Origin of the sequence: Sphingomonas bisphenolicum (assembly GCF_024349785.1) — a bacterium.
GTDB classification, from domain to species: domain Bacteria; phylum Pseudomonadota; class Alphaproteobacteria; order Sphingomonadales; family Sphingomonadaceae; genus Sphingobium; species Sphingobium bisphenolicum.
On the sequence record NZ_AP018818.1, the window covers coordinates 65,278 to 82,265 of the forward strand.

A 16,988-nucleotide genomic window follows, 5' to 3' on the forward strand; every position below is an offset into this window, starting at 1 on the left:
CGTCGCGTCGGCTCAGGCGTCGGCCATCATGTTGTAATAGGCCATCCACCACGCCCATTGCGTATCGTCCTTGGTGAAGCCGGGATAGAGATCGCCGCCGCCGACCCAGCCTTCGGGACGCTCATGGCCATGCAGCGCCTGATATTTGAGCGTGATCGTCTTGCTCATATGGCCGCGCGAATTGCGCATGATCTGCGGCCAGGTATCGGCATCGTCCTGCTCGATCGTGCCCGACGTGCCGGTCGACCAGATGGCGTTCTGGAGCATGTCCCGCTTCACATCTTCCGGCGCGTCCTTTTCCGCGAAGATGAAATTCACGAACTCCACCTTGTCGGGCCCCTTGGGCACATAGGTGTGCAGCGACAGGGCGCCCGACGCGCCGCCATCCATGCGGGGGGCGAAGATGAACGCGATCAGGATATTGGGGAACATGCCGCCGACCTGGGGCGGAATGTTGGCCAACTGCTTGACCTGGTCCTCCGACAGATTCTTGAACAGCTGCGGGATGAGATCCTTGGTGATGCCCGGCGGCGGCAGCAGGTTGAGCCGCTCTTCGGTCGATTTACCCTCGAAGCTGACGTCGGCGAACATTTTGAAGGTCTGGGCCGCCTCCAGGCAACGCAGCGTGTGGCCCTGCGGCACCGAGAGGTCGACGCCATACATGCCCGGCGCGGTGTCGTAGATCGACTCCGCCGTGCCGCCCATGATGCCGCCTTCCATCAGCGAACGGTGCAGGGTCAGGGTATGGAAGCCATCCGACCCGGACTGTTCGCCCGGAATCTTCCAGTTGCACGGCAGCACGAAGCGCTGCGGCGGGCCAAGCATCTCGAGGCCATTGTCAGTGCGGCAGAAGAGCTGATCGAGATAGAATTTGGCGTCGCCCAGATAATCCTCGAACGACAGATCCTTGTTCCAGGTGGCGAAGATCAGGCCGCCATAGAGATGAACGCGGGCCTTTTTGAGCCCCAGTTCGTCCTTCGACCGTTTGCTGCCGTGCATCTGCTCCTTTTCGATCGGGGCGCCGATGAAGCTGCCGTCCGCGCGGAAGGCCCAGCCATGGTAAATGCAGCGATGGGCGTGGGCATTGCCCGCTTCGGCCGTGCAGACCTTCATGCCGCGATGGGGGCAGACGTTCAGCATGACGTGGATTTCGCCGCTGCGATCGCGCGAGACGATCACATTGTCTTCGGCCATGTCGCGCATGACATAGTCGCCGGCCTTGGGAATTTCCGACTCATGGCCAAGGAGGAGCCAGGTCCGGGCGAACACGCGCTCCATCTCCAGCTCATACAGCTCCTTGTCATTCATCACGCGCAGCGACACTTCGTTCATGTCGCGGTTGATGAGGTCGTCAAGCGTCGTTCCGTCGCTCAGCGTCAGCCCGGCATTGTGCAGCATCTTGCTCTCCTGGAGATTTCCTTGATTGAGTCGAGTTATACATATTGAACTAAATCTGTTCAAGCTGTAATGTGATCGAAATAGGAAGGAGAGGCCGGATGAGCCAGAAACTGAAAGTGGTGATCGATAAGGCGGCGTGCTGCGGCTATGGTGTGTGCGCCGAGATTTGCCCCGAAGTGTACAAGCTTGATGCCAATGGCATCGTGTATGTTGACGACGAAATCGTCCCCGAGGGACTGGAGGAGCAGGCAAGGGAAGGCGCCGAGGCCTGCCCGCAATCCGCTCTTGCCGTCGAAGCCGCCTGAGTCGATCCGACCATGTGCGGGGCCGGGGTGTGGATGTCCTGTCACAGGATAGGTTTTCGGCCCCCCTCCCCTGACGCACGGTCTTTTGACAGGCAGAGGAGAGGATCGCTGTGATGGGGCAGGCCGAGATTTTATATACGCCGTTCACGATGGGCGCGTTGCATCTGCGCAATCGGTTCGTAATGGCGCCGATGACCCGCAATTTCTCGCCCGGCGGAATCCCTTCGGACGGCGTGGCGGGCTATTATCGTCGGAGGGCCGAAGCCGATGTGGGCCTGATCATCACCGAAGGGGTGGGTGTGGACCACCCATCCGCCGTGGGACGCGAAACCATGGGCGGCGGCGCTTCGCCTGTCCTGCATGGCGACGAAGCGCTGGCGCGCTGGCGCGACATCGTGGCCGGCGTACATGCGGCGGGCGGCCTCATTATCCCCCAGCTATGGCATCAGGGCGTCATTCGTGTGCCCGGTACGGGCTATCATCCCGAAGCGCCCTCGGCCCGCCCTTCGGGCATATGGGGGCCGACCGACAAGGCCATGGTCGCGCCCGATTATCTGGAACAGGTGCGCACGCCCACCGCGCCGCTGACCGATAGCGAGATCGGCGACCTGATCGCCGCCTTCGCCCGCAGCGCGGCCAATGCGAAGGCGGTGGGCTTCGACGGCTTGGCTCTGCATGGCGCGCATGGCTATTTGATCGACAGTTTCCTGTGGCGTGATACCAATATGCGGGACGATCGCTGGGGCGGTGGGATTGCCGAGAGGGCGCGCTTCGCGGTCGAACTGGTGCGGGCGATCCGGGCTGCCACCGCACCCGACTTTCCGGTCATTTTCCGCTTCTCCCAGTGGAAGCTGCAGGATTATGACGCGCGCAATGCGGAGACGCCCGCCGAACTGGAAGCGATGCTGACCCCGCTCGTCGATGCAGGTGTCGATATATTCGACGCCAGCACCCGCATTTTCACCGCGCCAGCCTTCGAGGGTTCCGACATGGGGCTGGCGGGTTGGATCAGGAAGCTGACTGGCAAGCCGACCATCGCGGTCGGCGGCGTGGGCCTCAGCAAGGATCTGCAATCTTCCTTCGCGCAGCCCACCGTCATGACCGACAATCTGGCGCTGGTGGCCGACAGGATGGCGCGGGACGAATTCGACCTGATCGCGGTCGGCCGCGCCCTCCTGATGGACGCACAATGGGTGGCGAAGATGCGCGATGGCGGCGCTATCAATCCGTTCCGGCTGGACGCCTACGCCACGCTTGATTGATCACAGGGCGCTCCGGCTCCGGCCGGGGCGTCAATGGCTGTCGGCCGCGGCATAGACCTGGATGCGCGCGATGTTGGTGCGTTCGGATTGCCGCGCGATGACGGCGACGGCGTCGGCGATGTCGCGGGGTTGCATCGGCGGGATGAAGCTGTCCCAGGACGGCTGCCCCCTGGCCTTCATATCCTCGAAAATCTCGGTGCTGGTCGTGCCAGGCGCGACGATCCCCACCTTGACGCCCGATCCCGCAAGCTCGACGCGCAAGCAATCGGTAAAGGCCTCCAGCGCACGCTTGAGGCCGCCATAGACGCCCACGCCGGGGGCGGTGATGTTCGCGCCGATGCTGGATATGTTGATGATCTGCCCTCTACCCGCCGCCTTCATCGTTCGCGCGAACAGGGTGCTGGCGCGCACCACCGCCTCGTAGTTGATCGCGATCATGGGACGGAGCTGGTCGAGGTCGAATGCATCGATCGATGCAGCATGCAGCATACCGGCATTGTTGACGAGGATATCGGCGCGGCCGAAGCGGTCGAGGACGAAATCGTGCAGCCTTTGCGGTGCGGCCGGATCCGCCATGTCCGCCGCGAAGGCCGTGCTGCCACGCCCCAGTTCTTCGGCCAGTGCGGTCAGGCGGTCGGCGCGGCGGGCGACCAGCACCAGCGTCGCCCCCGCTTCGGCAAGCGCACGGGCGCTGGCCGCGCCGATGCCCGACGAAGCGCCGGTGACGATGGCGATTTGCCCTTCCAGATTGTCCATGACGTGATGTCCTCTTCCCAGATCAGACGAGACGGATGAGCCGCTTGCCGTCATTTTCGCCGCGATAAAGACCGGCGAGCGCGTCGGGGCAGGCCTCGATCCCGTCCAGTATGTCCTCGCGCCATGTCAGGCGGCCCTGCGCGATCCATGTTCGCAATTGGGCCGTCGCTTCGGCATAGCGATCGACATGGTCGAAGATGACGAAGCCCTCCATGCGGGCGCGCTTGACCAGCAGATGTCGTTCGACGCGCGGCCCCATCGGCCAAAGGTCCCAACGGTCGATCGATGCCGTCCCGCATACGATGACGCGCCCGCGCTGGGCCAGGTGGGGCAGAACCGAATCGCTTATCGCCCCGGCGACATTGTCGAAATATATGTCGATGCCTTCGGGCGCATGCTCGGCGATCGCCGCGCCTATGTCGTCGGTGCGATAATCGATGGCGCGGTCATAGCCATAGTCCTCCACGCAGCGCCGGACCTTGTCGGGGCCGCCGGCTATGCCGATCGTGCGGCAGCCAAGGATGCGGGCGATCTGGCCGACGGCCGAACCGACGGCGCCGGCCGCCGTGGATACCGCGATGGTCTCGCCCGCGCGGGGCTGGCCGGATATTGTGAGCGCCAGATAGGCCGTCATGCCGTTAATGCCCAGAATGCCGAGCGATGCCCGCATCTCGGCCGCGGTGGTGCGCTGGACGACCTGATCGGTCGCGACGCAGGCATAGTCCTGCCAGCCGAACCAGCCGGACACATGCTCGCCGACCACATAGCCGGGATGTGCAGAGGCCACCACCTTCCCCGACGCAAGGCTGCGCATGACCGAACCAATGGCGACGGGCGTGGCATAATTGCCCGCATCGGCGATCCAGCCGCGCATGGCGGGTTCGACCGAGAGATAATGATTGCGCACCAGAATCTGGCCCGGCGCGGGCTGTCGGACCGGCGCACGCCCGATCGCGAAATTTTCCGCCTGCGCGATTCCCATCGGACGCGACGTCAACAGGACCTGGCGGTTGAGCTCAGCCATCCAGCCCTGCCTTGACCATGGTGAATTTCCGACGGGAAATCTTCCAGCCGTCCGATGTGCGAACCAGGCAATCGTCATAATAGCCGGTCGCACGATGGGTCACGCCGCCTTGGGCCGCCTCCGGCAATATGGCATCGACATAGCTGCGCGCGTGGACCTGGTCACCACGCTTTTCTATCACGATATTGGTGATGCGGTGCAATGTCGGGCCCATGTGGCGGTGGGCATCAGCCATATATTCTGCAATCTCGCGGGGGCCGCGCCAATGTCCGAAACTGCCATAATCGGTCTCGCAATCCTGGGCGAAGCAGGTCCGAAAAAGCGGCCAGTCCCGTGTGTCGATACCGGTGGCGTAACGTAGCAGCACATGTTTGATCGCCCGTTCATCATCGACACCGACAGGCAAGCGTCTCACCAGGCTGCCATGTGCAGGCATGTTCTTCCTCCCCTTGTTGTCCGGAGAAACATAAAGCCGCGCCGCCCAATCTTGCCCGCCAAAGGATAGGATCGGGCGGCCTCTTCCCGCTATTTGTCGCCTTTGCCGGGCTGGCGCGAGACGTAGGCGCTCCGCCGCAGGTTATTGCTTGGGCAGGGCATAGGCGATCAGCGCGTCGCTCGCGCCTGACAGCATGGCACCGTGTCCGCCCGCCGCGATCACCACGAACTGGCGTCCGCTGGCATTCGACCAATAGGTCGTCGGAGAGGCGTTGCCGCCTGCCGGCAAGCGCCCCTTCCACAGCAGCCGACCGGTCGTCGTTTCATAGGCGCGGAACATATGTTCCTGCGTCGCGCCGATGAAGGTGAGGCCGCTCGCGGTCGCTACCGATCCGCCGATATTGGGCACGCCCATGGGGATCGGCACGAAGGTGGGCAGCGCCAGCGGGCCGCTGTCGCGCGAGGTGCCGAATAGGCGGCTCCACACCAGCTTGCCGGTCCTGAGGTCAACCGCGTTGATGCGGCCATAGGGGGGCTGCTGGCAAGGAATGGCGAGCGGAGAGAGGAATGGCGCGATATGGGCGGCATAGGCCACCCCCATCTGGGCGACCGGCCCGCCGACATCGCTCATATGGGCGGCGTTCATCGGCCTGATGCCCTGGCGGTCCGCGACGGCGCGGGGGATCAGACGGTTATAGTTGCCGACCTGATTGTTGTTTACGATCATCAGGCCGCGCCGGGGATCTACCGATACGCCGCCCCAGTCGATGCCGCCCAGATAGCCAGGCCAGGTGAGAGTGGGATGCTCGGTCGACAGCGGCGTCATGTCGCCGTCGAAGCGAGCCTGTCGGAAGCGGATGCGGCACATCGCCTGATCGATCGGCGTCAGGCCCCACATGCCCTTTTCCGTCGGACGCGGACCGCTGAAACTGGGTATGCCGACCGAGTAGGGCTGGGTCTTCGACAGGCGTTCGCCGGGCACGGCCCCTTGCGGGACGGGGCGCTCCTCCACCGGCAGGATGGGCTTGCCGGTCGCGCGGTCGAGGAAGAATATCTCCCCGCGCTTGGTCGGCTGGAGCAAACCGCGCACGCCGCCGGGGAGGTCGACCAGCGTGGGCTGGGCGGGCACGTCATAGTCCCACAGGTCATGATGGGTCGTCTGGAAGGACCAGCGCACCGAACCGCTTTCTGCGTCGAGGGCCAGCACGGCGCTGGAATAGCGATCGTCATTGGCGGTGCGATGTCCGCCGAAATAGTCGGGTGTCGCGTTCCCCGTGGGCACATAGACGAGGCCCAGCCTGTCGTCCGAACTCATCGGTGCCCAGCTATTGGGCGTGCCGGGCGTGAAGATGCCGCCGGGCGGTGGCGGGCCGTGATCGTCGGGGCGGCCGATGTCGAAGGCCCAGGAAAAATCACCCGTGACGGCATCGAATGCCCGGATGACACCGGAAGGCTCTCTAATTTTCTGACCGTCCATGACCCAGCCGCCCAGAACGAGGCGGCCGCGCACGAGAGCGGGGGGCGAGGTCACGAAATAATAGCCCTTGTCGACCGTGCCCAGTCCCGCTTTCAGATCCACCTGACCGCCCTGTCCGAAGCCGGGGCACAGCCTGCCGGTGGCGGCATCGAGCGCGATCAGCCGGGCGTCGAGCGTCGCGGTGTAGATGCGCTCGGCGCAATAGCCATGGGCCTGCGGGACGCGATAATAGGTGACGCCACGGCAGACGAGGCCATAGACGCCAGCGAGGTCGGTCTTTGGCTGGTGCCGCCATAATTGCCGGCCCGTTTCGGGATCGAGCGCGATTACGTCATTATTGCCCGCGCACAGGAAAAGGCGATTCCCCACTTTGAGCGGATTGACCTGAAAGGCGGTGCCCTGTTTGCCATCGGTCAGTTTGCCGGTGTGGTAGGTCCATGCCCTTTCCAGGTTGCCGACATTGGCGGGCGTGATTTGCGCCAGTGGCGAGTAGCGCGACCCGCCCCGGTCGTTGCCATAGGCGACCCAGTCGCCATCGACTGCCCATGCAGGCCCGGCGCCCCAGACCGCGCCGGGCGCTGGCGGCGAACGATCCGTCCAGAAAGCGCTGCCGACTGCGCCTATGACGAGCAGTAGAAGACTGGGCCAGAGAACGCGGGCGCCAGGCAGGGGACGGCCAAGCCCGACATGCTGCCGATAAAAGGGGGTAGCCATGTAGAGGCCCATGGCGACGGGCATGGCCAACCGGGGCGCCAGCGCCCAGCCGTCCAGCCCCACTTCCCAGAGTGACCAGCCCAGATTGGCCACGAGAAAGGCCCAGAAGAGGGTGGTCGAGAGTGGCGAACGGCGCCAGCCGAGAAACGCGGTGACCGTCATGACGAGGCCGGACACGCAATACCAGATCGATCCGCCGAGCAGCGCGAGTTGTCCGCCCAGCCAGAGCAGCGACAGGCCCGAGAGAAGCAGAAGCAGGACGAAAAACATGTTCAGAAAGCGGCGCATCGGGCTCCCCCTCAGAATCCGGAAAGGTTTGGCAGGTAATCAGGCGGGCAATTGGGCCGCGAGCCAGTCCGGCACATTGATGCGGTAGCAGTTCTGCTCATAGAGGCGGCTGATCTTCCAGCCTTGCGCTGTGCGGACGAATTCATGATGGTACCAAAGGCCGAAAACCAAGGTGTCGGTCGTTTCGCCATTGCTGACCGTCATCGGGTTATAGCAGGCGGTTTTGGTCTGCGCCCGGTCGCCCGCGATCTGATATTGGGTGGTGGACACGGCATGTTGAAAGGCCAGGATCGGCGTCAGGCTTGCCGAGAGGAATGCCTTGATTTCCGCAAGGCTACCGACGACGCCCACCATTTCGGAATAGTCGATCACGGCATCGTCAGTAAAATAGCGGTCCAGCGCGTCCCAGTCGCGCGTATCCACCGCATAGCAATAGCCCACGATCAGGTCCTGAATTTCGAACCGATCCGACATTTCCTGCAGGGTCATTGTCATTGGCCTCTCCTCCGTCTCACGACATTCTATAGAATGTCTGCTGGCACAGTGTTGGAGGCGCGCCGCCTTCCATTAGGTAGGTGTCGAGCGCGGTGGCTATGGGGAAGAAACCACAGCCCTCGGGACCGATCCCGCGGACCGTTTTTGATCAAGGAGACTATTATGGGCCTCGCCCCGTTCACGGAAGCCGATTTCGTCCTGTCCAAGGAGAAGCGGGCGGACATCACAGCCGGGCTGACCGAGCGGCAGGCGTTCATGGTCAATCACTGGATGGACCTGCATGAAGTCATCAATCGCGGCGATTGGGATGGAATGGACGCATTCTTCAATACCGACACGATGACCTACGACAATCCCAACCGGCCCGACCTTGGCACCTATCATGTGTGGAAGACCTCGCCGCAGGGCCTCTACAAGACCTTCCCGCCCAGCATCTATCGCACGCTGAAGGCCTGGGGCCGCGGCGAGGACGAGATTTGCGTGCTGTGCCATCATCATGGCAAGCATAGCGGCGGTCCCTATATGGGCGTTCAGCCCACCGGTAACGACCTCAACGTCCTCTGGTTCTCGTGGCTGCGTTTCCGGGGCGACAAGATCGATCACATCTATTCGATCTCCGACGTGCTGACGATGCTGAAGGATCTGGAAGTCATCAACGTTCCCCAACCCGTCGATCCCTATAAGTGACCGACAGGCCGAGCCGGCGCAGCGATGGTGCGCCGGTTCGGCGAAGGGGGACGGCGGTGTTTGGGCCGGAAGGAATGGCAAGGGCATGAAGCGCGCAGTCGAACTGAAGATCGATGTCAGCGAGGCGGCGGCTCTCGGCATGGCCGCCCATCTGGCGATTACGGTTCATCTTCCGGATAGGACGGAATTGGCCCATCCCACGACCGTCTGCTTCGCTTTTCCCGGCGGGGGCTATTGCCGACGCTATTACAGCTTCGACATGCCGGATGGGTCGGGCGGCGGGGAAGCGGGTTTCCATTGCGAACGCGGATGGATTTTCGTCGCCTGCGATCATCTGGGATTTGGCGATTCGACGATTCCCGACGGCAATGCCCTCAATCTCGATAACGTGGCGGCCGCAAACGACGCCATGGTGCGTCAGGTCATGGCCCGGCTGGAAGCGGGCACGCTCGTCGATGGACTGGAACCGATCGTCGATGCCACATGCCTTGGCATAGGCCAATCGATGGGCGGATGCTTCACGGTCGTCGCGCAGGGCAATCACCAGACATTCCATGGCATCGGCGTGCTGGGCTATAGCGGCGTCCATACGGTCGTGCCGACCCGGCCGGGACAGCCGCCCGCCGCGTGGCCCTGGATTTCGCGCCGTTCATCGCTTGATGCGCCGCATGTCCTGAACGCGGCGGCGCTGGCGCAAGCGCCTGGCGTGACGCTGGGCGACGCCGAAGCGCTGCAGGCGGCAGCAAGGGCAGGCGAGCATCCCTTCCAATGGTCCTTTCATAATGATGACGAGCCTGCGGATATCGTCACGCTCGACATGATGGCGTCCGTCGGACTGGTCGATCCGCTGCCCGAATGGCGTTCGGCGACCACGCCGCCCTGTGGCGTATATATGGTCGCCCCGGGCGCTGTGGCGCTCGAAGCAGCGGTCGTACGCGTCCCCGTGCTGATCGCCATGGGCGAGCGCGACGTTGCCCCCGATCCCTTGGGCGAGCCTCGGGCCTATAAGAGCGCGGAAGATATCCAGCTCTTCATATGTCCCCGCATGGCGCATATGCATAATTTCGCGCCGACCCGCGTCCGCTTCTGGGAGCGTATTCACAACTGGGGCGATGGCGTCGCGGCGCAGCGGCGGGTGGGGTGAGCGCAGCCGTCGACTTCAGAGGCTGAAGCCGCCATCGACGATCAAGGTCTGCCCGGTCATATATTGCGCCTTGTCCGAAGCCAGGAAGGCCACGGCCTCGGCAATATCCTCGCCGCGGCCGAAGCGTTGCAGGGCGATGCGTTTGCGTTGCGTTTCCCAGATGTCCGGCGAATAGAGCGAGGTGAGGAACGCGGCGCCAAGCCCGGCGTCGATGATGCCAGGAGCGACCATGTTCGCCCTGATGCCGTAACGGCCTTCCTCCTTGGCGATGGCGCGGCCCAGTGCTTCCATTCCGGCCTTGGGTACGGAGGACAGGGCGTCGCCGGGCGGGAAGCAATAATTTGCGACCGAAACGACGGTGACGAAATTGCCGAAACCCTGGGCACGGAAATAGGGCAGGGTGGCCGACACGATACGGGTCAAGCCCATCAGTTCGATCTCGATGACTTCGCGCCATTGCTCTTCGCTGATCTGGCTGACGAAGGGTTGGGCTATATCGACCCCGCTGGCGAAGACCATCGTGCCGACGGCGCCGAATTGCTCGACCGTCTCGCGGATGCCATCCGCTATCGATGCGCGATCGGAAAGATCGCAGGCCACCGGACATGCTTTGCAGGCGCTGTTCGGCAGTTCGGTGGCTACCGCCAACGCCTTTTCCCGGCTGGATCGGTAGCCGATGGCGATTTGATCCCATTCGGTCGACAAGCGTCGGCAGATAGCGCTGCCCAGTCCGCCGGTTCCGCCGACAACGAAGGCCGCGCCTTTCGTCATAGCGGCAGATGACGGGCCAGGTGGTGGAGCAGACGATCGGCAAAGGCATCGTTGCGGTCGCCGGTGAACATATGGCCGACGCCATGGGCGATTTCGACCTCCAGTTGCGGGGCGAGCGCCCGAAACTGCCGGACGCTGTCATTCGAGACGATCTCGCTCAGTTCAGCCTTCACGAGGACGATTGGCGACCGCGCGCGGCGGGCCGCGGCGATGAGCGCTTCCCCTTCCGAAGGGGGATGCAGAAATTCCGGCGCCGTCGTCCGCGGATCCCAGTGCCAGAACAGGCGTCCATCCGCTTCGCGCATCGATTTGGCGAGGCCCGACACGTCAGGCAGGCGGGGCTGGCCGAGATGGGCGTGGAGGGCGTCGGCCGCGTCCTCCAGCGATGCGAAACCGGAGTCGCTGGCACGGAAGAAGCCACGAATGTCATCAACGCCGTCATCCACCATAAAGGGCGCGACGTCGGCGAGCATGATGAGGCGTACCAGATCGGGATGGCGCGATCCGCCGACCAGCGCGGATTGGCCGCCGCGCGAGGCCCCCACCAGCGCGATCGGTCTGTCGAAGGCCTGGACGATGGACTCGACATCGCGACCATAGGCTTCCAGCAGATAGTCGCCGTCGGCCGCCCATCCGCTGTCGCCATGGCCGCGCAGATCGAAGGTCAGGCCGTAATAGCCAGCCTGAGCCACCCGCCTGGCAGACCCGGCCCAGGACCGACGGCTCTGGCCGCCGCCATGGAAGAAGCAGACGGGCGGAGCGGCAGGGTCGCCATAGGCGTCCGCAACCATCTCCAGACCGTCACCCGGCAGGATTGTCCTTATGGGGATCACCACGCCGGGCGCCTGCATTACTCGGCGGCGACCGGCGGGACGATGTCGGCGAAGGAGGGATGCTCGCCTGGGCCCTTGTAGGCAAACTTGCCGGGCGCATGGTGCCACTTGCCATCGTTGCGGCTCTCATAGGGCGAGGCGACCTCGATCAGCGCGCCATGCGTGCTCTTGTGGCCGACCCAGCTCCATTTCTGCCAGGTCATGTCCGGATCGTTGAACGTCTGGCCACCGCCGGGCAGGTGCAGCCCTTCGGCCCGCAGCTTTTCCATCGCGCCCGGTACGTCGTCGGTCGCATAGCAGAGGTGATGGACATGCTCGCCCACCTTTTCGAGACGATCGCCCATCGGGGTTCCAGGCGCCGGCTGAATGAACTGGATTTCCGTGCCGCCATTGTTGACGAAGGTCGCCCACTTCATGCCGGCGTCGTCGCCGCTGGAAAATTCGTCATATTTCACGAGACGTTCTTCCAGCGAGGCCGGATCGAGCACGCGCAGGATCTTGGTCCAATCCTCGATCGCCTTGTCCAGATCGCGCACGACCATGCACACATGGGCAAAAGGTCCGCTAGGCATTGATATTCTCCTCTGATTTTTTAGATTTCAACCGTCGCCGTGCCGGAATTGACCGTGCCGCGGCCATCGACATCCAGCGAGAATTCGCAGGTCACGGCATTGCCTTCGATCGCCGCGATCTTGCCCGTCACCACTGCCCGGTCGCCGCCATAGACATTGTCCAGAAAGCGCGAATCCATCGCTTTGATCCGCCCGCCGGGAAAAGCGCGCATCAGCATGTTCATCATATAGGCGACGTTGATCGGACCCTGGTTGATGACCCGGTCGCCCAGTCCCTTCGCCTTCACAACCTCGACATCGAGATGAATGGGATTGGGATCGGCAAGGAACACGGCCCATTGCTGCATGGCGTGTGGGCTGACGCTCTCGATCGTGAAGGGCGGCAGCATGTCTCCGACGGCGTGGCTCATGCGGCGAACTCCTTGCGGGGCAATACCCACACATTATCGGTTTCCAGCACCTGCGTGCCATCGAGCAGGTGCAGGCGCAGGCGATAGGTCAGCACGTCCATGACGCCCAGCTTGCGGCTGCGCTTGCGGACGAGGCTGAGTATCTCTCCCGTCACTCTGTAGTTTTCGCCCACCTTCAGTGACACATCGAACCGCACGCCGCTGCTGCCCATCATCGGGCCATCCTCGACATCGAATTCGCACGCTTCGCAGACGCCCGCCACCGTCTTGCCCATCGCGACCTGGGTGGCGATATAATAATAGATGGGATGTGCGCTGCCATCGGCGGCCGGCTCGACCCCGATCGACCGGCATAGCGCGGCATTCTCCTCCGCCGTGATGGTGAAGACCTTGTCCCCGTCCAGCGATGTGCCGGCGGCGTCGGGGGCAGGGGGTAGATCGTCGAGATCGCTCATCGCTTATAACCCTTAGAAGGAACGCGGCAGGCCGAGGCTTTCGGCAATCGTGTTGCGCACCATCTCGTTGCTGATCGGCGTCATCCGCAAGATGCGGTGATCGCGCCAGTAACGCTGCATGTCGGTCTCCGCCGAATAGCCCATGCCGCCCAATATCTGGATGCCGAGGTCCGCGGCCTTCACCGCATTTTCGGTCGCCACCATCTTGAGCATGTTCGCCTCTACGCCGCACGGCATTCCGTTGGCCTGCATCCAGGCGACATTGTTGAGTAGCAATTCGGTCGTCTTCTGCCAGGTCGCGATGTCGGCGACGTAGTGCTGCAGGATCTGGAACCGGCCGATGATGCCGCCGAACGCCTTGCGTTGCAGCATATATTCCAGCGCGTCTTCCAGCACCCCGTCGATCGCACCCAGGCATTGCGCGCCGACCATGATCCGCTCATTGTTGAGCGTGGGCAGCATCGCGTACCAAGCCTGTCCGGGTTCCCCAAGCACATCCTCGTCGGGGACGAAGACATCCTCATAATGGACTTCGCACGATCCCATGGCGCGCATGCCGAGCTTGGGCAGGAGCGAGGCGGTGATGCCGGGCGACTTGGCATCGACGAAGAACATGGTGAGGCCATGATGCTTCTTTTCGACAGTCTTGTCGGTGCGGGCGAGGACGAGCAGTCTGTCGGCCGCCTTGGCGCCGGTCGTCCACATCTTGGCGCCGTTCAGCTTCCAGCCGCCCTCCACCTTTTCTGCGTGGGTCTTCATCGCGCCCAGAACGTCGGTGCCGCCGTCGGGTTCGGTCATGGACAGCGAAACGCGCAACTTGCCCTGCGCCATGGGGCGCAGCCAGCGATTTTTCTGTTCCTCCGTGCCGACCGCGCCGATCGTCTTCGCGCCGCCGAAGGAGGTGAGGCCCCATACCCACAGCAGGCCGCCGGCCGTCCGCGCGAATTCACGGGCGAAGATCATCTGCATCATGACGTCGCCGCCCAGCCCGTCATATTCCTCGGGAATGCCTATCCCGAAAAATCCCTGTTCGGCGATCTTGTCCCACAGCGCATAGGGATAATTTTCTTCGTCGGCCTCCAGCGCGCGCATCCAGTCCTTGGGCGCTTCCGCATCGACCCAGCGGCGGACGATATCCCTGAACGCCTGCTGTTCCTCGGTGAGTGAAAAATCCATCGTCGTTCCCGTTAGTGGTGCCGCCGACTAAGCGCCCGTGCGACGCATTGCGAACCTATCCAACTATAGGGGAAGCCGTCGGCGCAAGCCGGGCTACCCGTCGGCCACTATCTTCAACCGATCGGGAAAGGCGCGTGTTCGATAGGGTCGTCTTTGCCGTCGACGATATAGATGGATATGCTCGGCATCACGCGTTGCCCGCGCCCGGTAGAGAAATAGTTGCCCATGCTGCCGCCAATAGCGACGACCATGAGGCGGACTCACATCAGATAGATAATCCACCTTCGACCGGGATGACCGACCCGGTGACATAGGCGCCCGCGCGCGAAGCGAGATAGATGGCTGCGCCCGCCAGATCCTCGGGCGTGCCGACGCGGCCGCGGGGCACCATTGATTCCACCATCTTGCGCATCTCGTCGGATGTGATGACGGTCATTTCGGATTCGAAGAATCCGGGCGCAATGACGTTGACGGTGATGTTGTCGCGGCCCAAGCGTTTGGCGAGGCCCTTCGCCATCCAGTGAATGGCGCTCTTCGACGCCTGATAGGCGTAGTTTTCCTTGGGGCCTACCTTGAGCGCGCCAACCGAACCGATGTTGATGATCGACGCGGGGCGTCCCGCCGTGCCGCCCGCGCGGAGCATAGGCAGGAATTTCCGAAGCGTGAAGAAGGGGGCCTTGAGGTTCAGGTCGATGACCGGATCCCATTCGTCCTCGCCATAATCATCGATGGGCGCGTCTGCCATCGTCCCGGCGTTGTTGACGAGGATATGCACGGCCTGCTCCCGCACGGACACCGCAGCAACCAGAGCATCGATCCCGGCGAGCGTCGACAGATCCGCGACAAGGCCGGTGCAGCGACCGCCGGTCGTGGCGGAAATCTCTGCCGCCGCTGCCGTCACCTTGGCCTCGGTCCGTGCGCAGATATATACTTGGGCGCCCGCTGCGGCCAGGCCGGTCGCGATATGGCGGCCGATGCCGGCCGACCCACCGGTGACGACCGCGACACGGTCCTGTACCGAGAACAGCTCAGCCGCATTCATGCCAGGACTCCCGCGCCGGAGATTTTGAGAATGAGGTCGGTCGTGCCTTCCGGGTCGCCCACCAGCAAGGCGTGATCGCCCGGATGGTCATGGATGGTCCAGCCTAGTTCGCGCGCTCGGTCGTGCATCGCCGTCATCACCGTGACGGCGGCCGCGATATAGTCGACTGGACGGTTGATCGTCTCGGCTCCCACGGGGATGACGCAGGCGGTCGCCTTCATCGGCTGATCCGACAGATTATCGAGCAGCCATTTTTCCCGTGCCGGGTCCATGAGATGGGGGTGGTCCTTGGCCGCGGCGCGCTGCATTTCGTGCACGCCCGACCCGACTGGGCCTTCGCCCGCCTCAAGCATCGCATCCAGCGCGGCGAGCTGGTCTTCGGGCACATAGCCCATGAGGGATGCGATCCGTTCCCCCGACCGGGGCACGATGGCGTCAAGATAGATGATGGAGGCGATCCGGTCGCCCACCTCGGCGATCACGCCGGGCGCGACCGTGCCGGCATAGCTGTGCGCCACCAGAACGACGTCGCGCAGATCTTCATATTGGAAGACATTGGCAATATCGCGCACATGGGTCGCATTGCCGACATTGCGGCCGATCAGATGCTCACGCTCGCCAAAGCCGGTGAAGGTCGGCGTGTAGACCTTGTGGCCCTTGGCCTCCAGAATTTCGCGGACATATTTCCATGTCCAGCCGCCCATGCCGCCGCCATGGAGAAGTAGGAATGTGGTCATGACGATCAGGCCTCCGCCGGTTCTGTGTTCTGGATAAATTCGGGGAATGGGTCGGGTCCCCACAGGAACATGCTGTCCTCCGGCGCATGGTTGGCGGCCGGCCAGTCGACATCATGCGGGATGAAGTCGATATCGGCCGAATATTCGCTGAAGCTGCCCCACGGATCGCGCACATAATAGAAATAATTGGCGCCCAGCACATGCTGGCCTAAACCCCAGTTCGGGCCATAGCCCGCGCGCGCCATGGTCGCGCCGCCCAGGCCCACTTCCATTACCGACCCCACGTCCCAGCTATTGTGATGCATGCCCCGTCGATCGGACAGGACGAGGGCCAGCAGATGATGATCGCTGCCATGAGCGCCGTGGAGGAAGGCGACGGCCGGTTCGCTCTTGTCGGACAGGCGCAGGCCGAGCGTCTTTTCATAGAAGTCGATCGCTGCATTCACGTCGGTCGTGAAGATCGCGAAATGCGAAAGGCGGCGAGGGTGAACCTTTGGCGCCTTGCTGTTGGGGATCGCGCCGGATTGGCCCGGCGCCGCGCTGACGAAGGTGAACTCGCTCTTTTCCGACGGCGTCGCCTTGTCGGCAACGCGGACATTGATCGGCAGGCCATCGAAGCCCGCGAACCAGATGCCGTCGGCCTCCGCGCCTTCGGGCGGTTCGATCCGGGTGACGCCGCAGCCGTCGAGATGGGCGGCGAAGGCATCCGCCTCGTCCGGATAGATGCCGAAGCTCAGATAGCGCAGCCGCTTGGCGTCACCGCCCTGGCTCACCACCGCCCAGCGATGCGGATTGTCGACCGCATAAAGTTCCAGCGTGTCATTCCGCTCGCGGACGTCGAGCCCGAAGAGCGTGTAGAATGTCCGCGCGGCTTCCAGATCGGGCACTTCGACCGCGAAATGATCGATGGAATGGACGCCCAAACTATTGGTGCGACGTCCCGACGGGCTGTTCTGGTTCATCCTTCCCTCCTTGGCTGGCCGGGCACCGACGGAGCGGCGCCCGGC

At 63.4% G+C, this 16,988-nt stretch carries 20 protein-coding genes; 4 read left to right on the forward strand and 16 right to left on the reverse strand.

Annotation, left to right across the window (positions count from 1 at the left end):
- Positions 1-12 precede the first annotated feature (12 nt).
- Positions 13-1,398 carry an aromatic ring-hydroxylating dioxygenase subunit alpha gene (locus SBA_RS18795; protein ID WP_261937178.1) on the reverse strand — a complete coding sequence of 462 codons (1,386 nt, stop codon included), beginning with the start codon at positions 1,396-1,398 and terminating at the stop codon, positions 13-15.
- Between the two features lie 98 nt (positions 1,399-1,496).
- On the opposite strand from SBA_RS18795, the gene SBA_RS18800 reads away from it, so the two are divergent.
- Both SBA_RS18800 and SBA_RS18805 read left to right on the forward strand, forming a co-directional pair.
- Positions 1,497-1,703 (forward strand): ferredoxin, encoded by a 207-nt coding sequence (locus SBA_RS18800; protein ID WP_009823769.1) that lies wholly within the window; start codon positions 1,497-1,499, stop codon positions 1,701-1,703.
- A gap of 149 nt (positions 1,704-1,852) precedes the next feature.
- Positions 1,853-2,965, forward strand: coding sequence for an oxidoreductase (locus SBA_RS18805; protein WP_261937502.1), 1,113 nt, complete (start codon positions 1,853-1,855; stop codon positions 2,963-2,965).
- A 30-nt stretch (positions 2,966-2,995) separates the two neighbouring features.
- Here the strand turns inward: SBA_RS18805 and SBA_RS18810 are convergent, their stop codons facing one another.
- The 5 genes from SBA_RS18810 to SBA_RS18830 all read right to left on the reverse strand — a co-directional run bounded on the left by SBA_RS18810 (position 2,996) and on the right by SBA_RS18830 (position 8,154).
- Positions 2,996-3,721: an SDR family oxidoreductase gene (locus tag SBA_RS18810; RefSeq protein ID WP_261937179.1), complete on the reverse strand. Its 726-nt coding sequence runs from the start codon at positions 3,719-3,721 to the stop codon at positions 2,996-2,998.
- Positions 3,722-3,743: 22 nt separating this feature from the next.
- Positions 3,744-4,745: an NADP-dependent oxidoreductase gene (locus SBA_RS18815; RefSeq protein WP_261937180.1), complete on the reverse strand. Its 1,002-nt coding sequence runs from the start codon at positions 4,743-4,745 to the stop codon at positions 3,744-3,746.
- Entirely contained in the window at positions 4,738-5,160 is a 423-nt protein-coding gene (locus SBA_RS18820; RefSeq protein ID WP_261937181.1) for a nuclear transport factor 2 family protein, read from the reverse strand. Before SBA_RS18820 ends, SBA_RS18815 begins: the two co-directional genes overlap by 8 nt.
- A 162-nt stretch (positions 5,161-5,322) precedes the next feature.
- Positions 5,323-7,659 (reverse strand): membrane-bound PQQ-dependent dehydrogenase, glucose/quinate/shikimate family, encoded by a 2,337-nt coding sequence (locus SBA_RS18825; RefSeq protein WP_261937182.1) that lies wholly within the window; start codon positions 7,657-7,659, stop codon positions 5,323-5,325.
- A 39-nt stretch (positions 7,660-7,698) separates the two neighbouring features.
- Complete coding sequence (locus SBA_RS18830; RefSeq protein ID WP_261937183.1) at positions 7,699-8,154, reverse strand: nuclear transport factor 2 family protein; 456 nt, start codon at positions 8,152-8,154, stop codon at positions 7,699-7,701.
- A 162-nt stretch (positions 8,155-8,316) separates the two neighbouring features.
- Here SBA_RS18830 and SBA_RS18835 point away from each other — a divergent pair, with 162 nt between their 5' ends.
- Both SBA_RS18835 and SBA_RS18840 read left to right on the forward strand, forming a co-directional pair.
- A complete protein-coding gene (locus SBA_RS18835; protein WP_261937184.1) occupies positions 8,317-8,841 on the forward strand; it encodes an ester cyclase in 525 nt (174 codons plus the stop codon).
- Positions 8,842-8,926: 85 nt separating this feature from the next.
- Complete coding sequence (locus SBA_RS18840; RefSeq protein ID WP_261937185.1) at positions 8,927-9,985, forward strand: alpha/beta fold hydrolase; 1,059 nt, start codon at positions 8,927-8,929, stop codon at positions 9,983-9,985.
- Positions 9,986-10,000: 15 nt separating this feature from the next.
- Here SBA_RS18840 and SBA_RS18845 read toward each other — a convergent pair whose 3' ends face one another.
- The 10 genes from SBA_RS18845 to SBA_RS18890 all read right to left on the reverse strand — a co-directional run bounded on the left by SBA_RS18845 (position 10,001) and on the right by SBA_RS18890 (position 16,943).
- A complete protein-coding gene (locus SBA_RS18845; protein WP_261937186.1) occupies positions 10,001-10,756 on the reverse strand; it encodes an SDR family NAD(P)-dependent oxidoreductase in 756 nt (251 codons plus the stop codon).
- Entirely contained in the window at positions 10,753-11,592 is an 840-nt protein-coding gene (locus SBA_RS18850; protein WP_261937187.1) for an alpha/beta fold hydrolase, read from the reverse strand. The genes SBA_RS18845 and SBA_RS18850 overlap by 4 nt, the downstream gene beginning before the upstream one ends.
- Before the next feature lie 14 nt (positions 11,593-11,606).
- The gene (locus SBA_RS18855) at positions 11,607-12,161 is read right to left on the reverse strand and encodes a VOC family protein (protein WP_261937188.1); all 555 of its coding nucleotides are present in this window, start codon (positions 12,159-12,161) and stop codon (positions 11,607-11,609) included.
- 20 nt (positions 12,162-12,181) lie between these two features.
- Positions 12,182-12,571, reverse strand: a complete 390-nt coding sequence (locus SBA_RS18860) for a MaoC family dehydratase (protein ID WP_261937189.1) — start codon at positions 12,569-12,571, stop codon at positions 12,182-12,184.
- Positions 12,568-13,026 carry a hypothetical protein gene (locus SBA_RS18865; protein ID WP_261937190.1) on the reverse strand — a complete coding sequence of 153 codons (459 nt, stop codon included), beginning with the start codon at positions 13,024-13,026 and terminating at the stop codon, positions 12,568-12,570. The genes SBA_RS18860 and SBA_RS18865 overlap by 4 nt, the downstream gene beginning before the upstream one ends.
- Positions 13,027-13,038: 12 nt before the next feature.
- Positions 13,039-14,202, reverse strand: a complete 1,164-nt coding sequence (locus tag SBA_RS18870) for an acyl-CoA dehydrogenase family protein (RefSeq protein ID WP_261937191.1) — start codon at positions 14,200-14,202, stop codon at positions 13,039-13,041.
- A gap of 113 nt (positions 14,203-14,315) precedes the next feature.
- The gene (locus SBA_RS18875; protein ID WP_261937192.1) at positions 14,316-14,453 is read right to left on the reverse strand and encodes a hypothetical protein; all 138 of its coding nucleotides are present in this window, start codon (positions 14,451-14,453) and stop codon (positions 14,316-14,318) included.
- A gap of 14 nt (positions 14,454-14,467) precedes the next feature.
- Entirely contained in the window at positions 14,468-15,244 is a 777-nt protein-coding gene (locus SBA_RS18880; protein ID WP_261937193.1) for an SDR family oxidoreductase, read from the reverse strand.
- Entirely contained in the window at positions 15,241-15,981 is a 741-nt protein-coding gene (locus tag SBA_RS18885; protein ID WP_261937194.1) for an alpha/beta fold hydrolase, read from the reverse strand. The genes SBA_RS18880 and SBA_RS18885 overlap by 4 nt, the downstream gene beginning before the upstream one ends.
- Positions 15,982-15,986: 5 nt before the next feature.
- Positions 15,987-16,943, reverse strand: coding sequence for a VOC family protein (locus SBA_RS18890; protein WP_261937195.1), 957 nt, complete (start codon positions 16,941-16,943; stop codon positions 15,987-15,989).
- Between the last annotated feature and the right edge of the window lie 45 nt (positions 16,944-16,988).